Source organism: uncultured Campylobacter sp., from assembly GCF_937997465.1.
Taxonomy (GTDB): Bacteria; Campylobacterota; Campylobacteria; order Campylobacterales; family Campylobacteraceae; genus Campylobacter_A.
The window spans coordinates 1-3381 of record NZ_CALKTQ010000016.1 but is presented as its reverse complement, the minus strand read 5'-3'; the positions used below and the strand labels follow the sequence as shown (position 1 = coordinate 3381).

4 protein-coding genes are annotated in these 3381 nt (G+C 46.4%); all 4 read right to left on the bottom strand.

Features of this window, described 5'->3' with window-relative positions; translation table 11 throughout:
• Nucleotides 1-888: flavodoxin-dependent (E)-4-hydroxy-3-methylbut-2-enyl-diphosphate synthase (ispG, locus tag Q0546_RS00485; protein ID WP_298789545.1), on the bottom strand; the 888-nt coding region annotated here is incomplete at its 3' end.
• A gap of 71 nt (nt 889-959) precedes the next feature.
• Entirely contained in the window at nt 960-1544 is a 585-nt protein-coding gene (locus Q0546_RS00480; RefSeq protein ID WP_298789544.1) for a hypothetical protein, read from the bottom strand.
• Nucleotides 1532-2077: a hypothetical protein gene (locus tag Q0546_RS00475; protein ID WP_298789543.1), complete on the bottom strand. Its 546-nt coding sequence runs from the start codon at nt 2075-2077 to the stop codon at nt 1532-1534. The genes Q0546_RS00480 and Q0546_RS00475 overlap by 13 nt, the downstream gene beginning before the upstream one ends.
• A gap of 9 nt (nt 2078-2086) precedes the next feature.
• A partial coding sequence (locus Q0546_RS00470) for an MBOAT family protein (RefSeq protein WP_298789542.1) occupies nt 2087-3381 on the bottom strand: 1295 nt, incomplete at its 5' end.

The window sequence follows — 3381 nt, the reverse complement described above, 5'->3', positions numbered from 1 at the left end:
GCCCATAACCGAGACGTTTAGCGGCTCTTTGATGTGCTTGGTCTTTTCCTCGACGAGTTTTACCGCAGCCATCAGGTCAGCTTGCAAACGCCCACAGGTTGGGCACGAGATGATATTTAGCCCCTCTTTTTGGCGGCCGCTATCTTTTAGGATCGCTTTTGCGACCTTGATCTCCTCTTCTAGCTCGCCCGTGATGCTAACTCGCATCGTGTCGCCGATGCCTTCTAGTAGCAGTCCACCCAGCGCGATCGCGGACTTTATCGTCGCGTGAAAGCTAGTGCCGGCCTCCGTAACGCCCAGGTGAAACGGATACGCCACGAGCGGCCTAAGCGCGCGGTAAGCGGCCATCGTGCGCTCGACGTCACTTGATTTTAGCGAGATTTTGATATCGGTAAAGTCAAAATCCTCGAGCAAATTTATGTTATAAAGCGCACTTTGCACCATCGCTTCGACCGTTCGGCCGTATCTGTCCTCAAACTGCTTTTCGAGCGAGCCCGAGTTTACGCCGATACGGATAGGCAGATTTCGCTGCTTGCACGCATCTACGACGGCTTTGATGTTCTTTTTTGAGCCGATGTTGCCCGGGTTTATGCGGATAGCATCGACAAACTCGCTAACTATCACGGCGTAGTTGTGATTAAAGTGAATATCGGCGACGACGGGCAGCGGGCTAGCTTTCACGACCTCGCGCAGCGCGGCGGTGTCCTCTTTGTCAAACACGGCGCAGCGCACGATATCGCAGCCGGCAAAATAAAGCCTCTGTATCTGCTCTAACGTGCCTTTTACGTCTTTGGTCTTGCTAAACGTCATCGACTGCACCGATATGGGCGCGTCTCCGCCTATTTTTACGTCCCTGATTTTGATCTGCTTTGTGGGGTATCTTTGCAAATTTAGCCTTTAAATTTTATTGTGCGATTATATAAAATCTTGGCTTTTAAATAAATTTACCGCCCCAAAACCTACTCGCCCAAAACCTCGCGCCTATACTCCCGCGTATCTATAAATTTGGCTCTCAGGCTTTTTTGATTTTCTATGTGCGCGTCTATGTTTTTGCTAGTTATCTCTACGCCTAGCCCCGCATGCTCGCCCTGCCCCGACAAGAACTCCAGTATCATATCGCCGAGCCTTGCGTTATAGTGGCTAGCTTCCCAGTAGTACGGTGAAATTTGGCCTGCGTTTTTAGGTAGCTCCTGAGTCGTTATCTCGTTATAAAGGCCAAAATCCACTATCCTAAACGGCCTCTTTCCAAGTCGCTGGGCAACCTCTTCGTTTACGGCCGTTATCTGTTTTTTCCACTCATACCACGCCGCGTCAAGCCCGACTCTGTAGTCCATAACTTCAAGCAGCCTAGCATGTAGCGGACTTATAGCGATATCAAGGGTTATATTATTTTCGTGAGCATCCGTTAAAATCTCGATAAAATTTTCATAAGACAGCCTTGATACCTCGTCTCTTTTGCGCTCAGCCATATATCCGCTTTCTATCTTTTTTACGGAGTATTCGTAGTAGCCCCCGTTTCTTCGCACCTCTTCTAGCAGCGACACCTCGGTCCGTCTACCGTCGGGCTCAAAAAGCGGGGTTTTGCCGTATTTTGGACGGTTGCTACCGAGTCGCGAAGCGTCTGGAAGCTAAATAAAATTTTATACGCGCTAGGATTTTTAAAATACTCCTCGAAATCATCGGCCTTGCTACCGCCGCCTAGCATCGTCTTATCGTCAAAAACTAGCAATGCCTGCTTTAAATTTCCCTGCTTTATCGCCCATTTTAGATAGGCTTTAGCTTCGTTTAGATTGCCTCCTGATACCGCCGCGTTAAAGGCAGGTTGCGCGAAATACCTATGCGCCAGATTTAGCGCGGTTTGCGGGCGGGAGTTGCCTAAAAATATCGAGGCGGGCCTGATTTTTTGGATCTTTACAACCTTCATAAAGCGTGACTGTAAGTCCTCTCTAGGTTTATTTTTAAAGATATCCGTATCGTAAATCCTATATGGATCGACCAGGTAGTTAAAAACCGCTACAAACGCGAAAATCAAAGCCGCCGAGGTCAAAAAGCTAAACGTCCATTTTTTAAATTTCATACCACTTTCCTAAAAGTTAAAATATAAAAATTGAGACATTTTGTGCAAATTTAAAACGCCCAGCGTAAAACAAAGCACAGCTAGGGTCAAATTTAGCCCGCCGAGTCTAAAGCCTTGCAGTTTTTGCGCAGAGTTTTTAAATAGCAGCGCTACCGCAAAACCAGCGATAAGGTAGTAGAACAAGGTATTTGTGCTGTCTATTTGTATATTTGGATTCCACTCACCAAATTTAACGCCGTACTCCCTCAAAAAACCAACCTTTTTCTCTAGCCGCGAATTTAGAGTTAGCCCTCCGCCCAGCCCAAACATCCCCTTTAGCACCTTTAGCGCGTCATCCCACTCCTTCGCTCTAAAAAATACCCAAGCGATATTTACGAAGTTAAAGGTTATAAACCAAGCTACGAATTTATTTAGCCTAAAACCAAGCTCACTCCAAATCCTTTGGACGACCAGAGCCGCACCGTGCAGACATCCCCAAAATACAAACGTCCAGCCCGCTCCGTGCCAGATGCCGCCTATCACGAAGGTCGCGGCCAAATTTACGTACGTTCTCGCCTTGCCCTTGCGGTTGCCTCCCAGCGGGATATAGACGTAATCTCTTAAAAAACGGCTTAGCGTGATATGCCACCTGTGCCAAAAATCCTGAATATTTAAAGCCTTGTAAGGCGAGTTGAAATTTATCGGGAGTTTGATGTTAAAAAGCAGCGCCGCGCCGATCGCCATATCGGAGTATCCGCTAAAATCAAAATAGAGCTGAAACGTGTAGCTAAGGCTAGTAACCCAAGCTTCGATCAAATTTAAGCTCGCAGCCATGTCAAATCCCTCGGTCGCCCAAACGGCAAAAGTATCGGCGATAACGACCTTTTTAAAAAGCCCGATAGAAAATATAAAAAGCCCAAGAGCGATATTTTTGTAGTTGATTATTTTATTTTTAGCTTTTGCAAACTGCGGCATCATCTCCTCGTGATGCACGATCGGGCCTGCGATTAGCTGCGGAAAAAACGTAACAAACAAGCAATAGTTTAAAAAATCATACCGCTTTGTGCCCTCTCCCGCCGAGCAATCCACCAGATATGCGATCTGCTGAAACGTAAAAAATGAAATCGCAAGCGGCAGGAGTAAATTTAGATGCGCTATCTGCGTACCGAAGGCGAAATTTACGTTGGCGATCAAAAAGTCTGAGTATTTAAAATACCCAAGCAAGGCCAAATTTCCCGCGATACCAAGAGCTAGGAGAATCTTTTTTGAAATTTTAGGGTTATTTTTACAAAGCTCTAGCCCAAAAGAGTAGTTAAATATCATCG

Bases quoted from the DNA above. Each gene is read 5' to 3' on its own strand.
- Q0546_RS00475 (WP_298789543.1), bottom strand. From the start codon at position 2,077: ATGAAATTTAAAAAATGGACGTTTAGCTTTTTGACCTCGGCGGCTTTG.